The sequence below is a fragment of the Oerskovia sp. NPDC060287 genome (assembly GCF_042726775.1).
Classification (GTDB): Bacteria; Actinomycetota; Actinomycetes; order Actinomycetales; family Cellulomonadaceae; genus Oerskovia; species Oerskovia merdavium.
Genome location: NZ_JBHXBO010000358.1, coordinates 1 through 2,938 on the forward strand (window position 1 = coordinate 1; position 2,938 = coordinate 2,938).

Below are 2,938 nucleotides of genomic sequence, written 5' to 3' on the forward strand. Positions count from 1 at the left end.
GCCGACGGCCGCGCGATCCCGCCGACAGGAACGGACGAGTGAGGAGCTGACCCATGGCCAGCGAGAGCAACATCCTCGAGATGCGGGGGATCACCAAGGAGTTCCCCGGCGTCAAGGCCTTGCAGGACGTCACGCTGGACGTGCGTCGAGGCGAGGTCCACGCGATCTGCGGGGAGAACGGGGCCGGCAAGTCGACCCTGATGAAGGTGCTGTCGGGCGTCTACCCGCACGGCACCTACGAGGGCACGATCGTCATGGACGGCGAGACGTGCGAGTTCCGGACCATCCGGGACAGCGAGGCCCGCGGGATCGTCATCATCCACCAGGAGCTGGCGCTCGTGCCGCACCTGTCGATCGCGGAGAACATCTTCCTCGGCAACGAGAAGGCCTCGGCGGGGATCGTCGACTGGCACCGGACCACGAGCGAGGCCGCCGCGCTGCTCGAGCGCGTGGGGCTCGGCGAGAACCCCGCGACCAAGGCCATGGACATCGGGGTCGGCAAGCAGCAGCTCGTCGAGATCGCCAAGGCGCTGTCCAAGCGCGTGGACCTGCTCATCCTCGACGAGCCCACCGCGGCGCTCAACGACGAGGACAGCGCCCACCTGCTCAAGCTGATCGACGAGTTCCGCAGCCACGGGATCACCTGCATCATCATCTCCCACAAGCTCAACGAGATCGCCGCGATCGCCGACCGCGTGACGATCATCCGCGACGGCGCGACGATCGAGACCCTCGACCTGCACGGCGAAGAGCTCGTGACCGAGGACCGCATCATCCGCGGCATGGTCGGCCGCTCGCTCGACAGCCGCTTCCCGGAGCACGAGCCGACGATCGGCGACGAGGTCCTGCGCATCGAGGACTGGACGGTGCACCACCCGATCGACACCGACCGTGTCGTCGTCGACCACGCGAACCTGCACGTGCGCGCGGGCGAGATCGTCGGCATGGCCGGCCTCATGGGCGCAGGGCGCACCGAGCTCGCGATGAGCGTGTTCGGGCACTCGTACGGCTCCAGGATCTCCGGCAGCGTGTACAAGAACGGGACCCTCATCCGGACGCGCAGCGTCAAGGAGGCCATCGCCCACGGGCTGGCCTACGCGACCGAGGACCGCAAGCGGTACGGGCTCAACCTCATCCAGACCATCCGCGAGAACATCTCGGCCTCGGCGCTGGGCAAGGTCTCGCGCTGGGGCGTCGTCGACTCGCAGGCCGAGACCCAGGTCGCCGAGCGCTACCGCACCGACTTCCGGATCAAGGCCCCGACGGTCGAGGCCGTCGTCGGGAAGCTCTCGGGCGGCAACCAGCAGAAGGTCGTCCTGTCGAAGTGGGTCTACTCCGACCCCGACGTCCTCATCCTCGACGAGCCGACGCGCGGCATCGACGTGGGCGCCAAGTACGAGATCTACGCGATCATCAACGCGCTCGCCGACGCCGGCAAGGCCGTCGTCGTCATCTCCTCCGAGCTCCCCGAGCTCATCGGCCTGTGCGACCGTGTCTACGCGATGAGCCAGGGCCGGATCACCGGCGAGGTCGCGCGCGCCGACGCCACCCAAGAAGCACTGATGCACTACATGACCATGGACAAGGGAGTCACCGTCCGATGAACGCCGTCAGGGAATACCTCGGCCGCAACGTCCGCCAGTACGGCATCGTCGCGGCACTGCTCGTGATCGTCCTGCTGTTCCAGGTCCTCACGGACGGACGACTGCTCTACCCGAACAACGTCGCGAGCCTCATCCAGCAGAACGCCTACGTGATGATCCTCGCGATCGGCATGGTCATGGTGATCGTCGCAGGACACATCGACCTGTCGGTCGGCTCGGTCGTCGCCTTCGTCGGCGGCCTGTGCGCCATCATGATGAGCCAGTGGGACCTGCCGTGGCTCCTCGCCGTGGTCCTGTCCCTCGGGGTCGGGGCGCTCGTCGGGATGTGGCAGGGCTTCTGGGTCGCGTACGTGGGGATACCCGCGTTCATCGTGACCCTCGCGGGCATGCTCATCTTCCGCGGTCTGGCGATCGTCCTGGTCGGCACCACGGTCGCGGGACTCCCCAGCGGCTTCATCGCGATCAGCAACGGTTCGGTGCCCAACTGGTTCGGGTTCGTGGGCGACCTCGACGTCGTGACGCTGGTGATCGGCGCGATCGGGATCGTGGCGTTCGCCGTGGCGCAGTGGCGCGCACGGAGCTCGCTGCGCCGCCACGACCTCGCGGTCGAGCCGCTGCCCGCGTTCGTCGTCAAGATCGTCCTGGCCGCGGTGCTCATCGGTGTCGTGACGTACTGGCTCTCGCTCAGCTCGGGCGGCACGCCCGTCGTCCTGCTCATCGTGGGCATCCTCATCATCGCGTACTCGTTCGTGCTCAACCGCAGCGTGTTCGGTCGGCACGTCTACGCGATCGGCGGGAACCGGCACGCGGCGGTCCTGTCGGGCGTCAACTCGCGCCGGGTCGACTTCGGCATCTTCGTCAACATGGGTGTCCTGGCAGCGGTCGCGGCCGTCATCACGACGTCACGTGCCGGGGCCGGCGTGGCCGCTGCGGGCAACAACTACGAGCTCGACGCGATCGCCGCGTGCTTCATCGGCGGCACCGCGGTCGCGGGCGGCGTAGGACGCGTGTCCGGGGCCATGATCGGTGCGCTCATCATGGGCGTGCTCAACATGGGTCTGTCGATCATGGCCGTCGACGCCGCCTGGCAGCAGGCGATCAAGGGCCTGGTCCTGCTCCTCGCGGTCGCGTTCGACCTGCTGAGCAAGAGGCGCGCCGCACTCTCCTGATCCGTCGTGAGGAGAGTGGCGGTGGGGGGACGGCAGCACGGGCGCACACCCGTCCTGCCGTGACCGGACCAGCGGGGTGCGTGCGGCGAGAGCCGCGCGCACCCCGCGGGGCTGTGCCGGGGGGCCGGGGCGGCCGTGGCCCCGGGGTCGGTTTCACAGCTGACG

The 2,938-nt window shown here is 68.5% G+C and carries 2 protein-coding genes; both read left to right on the plus strand.

Features of this window, described 5'->3' with window-relative positions; genetic code table 11:
* The first annotated feature begins 53 nt into the window (after window positions 1–53).
* Window positions 54–1,604, plus strand: coding sequence for a multiple monosaccharide ABC transporter ATP-binding protein (gene mmsA / locus ACFWFR_RS18820; protein ID WP_377624111.1), 1,551 nt, complete (start codon window positions 54–56; stop codon window positions 1,602–1,604).
* A complete protein-coding gene (mmsB, locus tag ACFWFR_RS18825) occupies window positions 1,601–2,773 on the plus strand; it encodes a multiple monosaccharide ABC transporter permease (RefSeq protein ID WP_377624112.1) in 1,173 nt (390 codons plus the stop codon). The genes mmsA and mmsB overlap by 4 nt, the downstream gene beginning before the upstream one ends.
* Window positions 2,774–2,938: the final 165 nt, after the last annotated feature.

Bases quoted from the DNA above. Each gene is read 5' to 3' on its own strand.
- mmsA (WP_377624111.1), top strand. From the start codon at position 54: ATGGCCAGCGAGAGCAACATCCTCGAGATGCGGGGGATCACCAAGGAG.
- mmsB (WP_377624112.1), top strand. From the start codon at position 1,601: ATGAACGCCGTCAGGGAATACCTCGGCCGCAACGTCCGCCAGTACGGC.